At 64.3% G+C, this 1,011-nt stretch carries 1 protein-coding gene; it reads right to left on the bottom strand.

All coding sequences use genetic code 11. The features are described from left to right. Positions 1-853 (bottom strand): tyrosine-type recombinase/integrase (locus tag ACJH71_RS22335; protein ID WP_406760164.1); only part of this gene is annotated, 853 nt, incomplete at its 3' end. Between the last annotated feature and the right edge of the window lie 158 nt (positions 854-1,011).

Raw genomic sequence — 1,011 nt, 5'->3', positions numbered from 1 at the left:
CCTCGTTGATCCCCACGTCGATCAGGGCGTCGCCCCAGGACGACCGGAAGCCGTCCTCTGTCCACGGCTTGGCCCGAGAGTTGGTCAGCACCAGCGGCCCGACCCGCTTCATGGAGTCGAGGTAGGTCTTGAGCACGGGGCTGACAGGGATGGTGACCCGCTTGGCCTTGGCGACCTTGCCGTGGCGTATGGTCTTGCGCTGCGTGAGCCTGATGTAGGTTCCGTCGTAATCCGACCAGCGCAGGCGGATCAGATCGCCCTCCCGCTGGCCGGTCCAGATCGCGAGCATGAGCGCGTCGATCCGCTCCGGGGCTTTCTCGATCATGAGCCCGAGCTGCGCTTCGGACCATATCTTGTCGAGGCGATCCCCGCCCTCGTAGAGACGGCCGCCGCGCTCGCAGGGATTGACGCTGATGCGTCCGCGATCCTTGGCGACGGAGAAGATGCGGGCGAGCACGGTCCACGCATAGTCGGCCTTGCGAGGCTTGTCTGCGAACCCATCGCGCCAGGTCTTGAAGACGCCACGCGCGCCCTTCTGTTCGACGGCCGCAATCGGCATCGTGCCGAACTCTTGCTCGATGAGGGCGATGTAACGGAGGTAGTCTTTCTTCGTCTTGTCGCTGAGCACTCGGTACTCGGACGACGCTTTGAACTCGACGATGAGCGCGAAGACCGTGGCGTCTGACACGGTCTTCTTGCTCGCTATGTGCTCGTTGAACTCGGTGATGAATGCGGGCGTGCCGTACTTCGCCTTGATGCGGGGGCCGCCCTTCCACGCGTAGTAGTACCGACGCTTCTTGCCGCCGCCGATCTTGGCGTCGGACCAGAACAGGCCGAACAGGTCTACGCGCATCACGCTCTCCTAGCTGACAGCCCTCCGCCTGGAAGCCTGCCAGTCTGCGAGGGGATCGCCCGAGACGGTCTTTTCGGTAGGCAGACCGGAAGCCCGGTCCAGATACCAATCAATCGCCTTGCGGTCCCACCGCTGCGTGCCGGGGATCGCCCCCGGCA

Source organism: Mycobacterium sp. SMC-15 (assembly GCF_045310925.1).
Taxonomy (GTDB): Bacteria; Actinomycetota; Actinomycetes; order Mycobacteriales; family Mycobacteriaceae; genus Mycobacterium.
The sequence above is the reverse complement of the archived record's forward strand: the minus strand, read 5'-3'. Positions and strand labels throughout refer to the sequence as shown.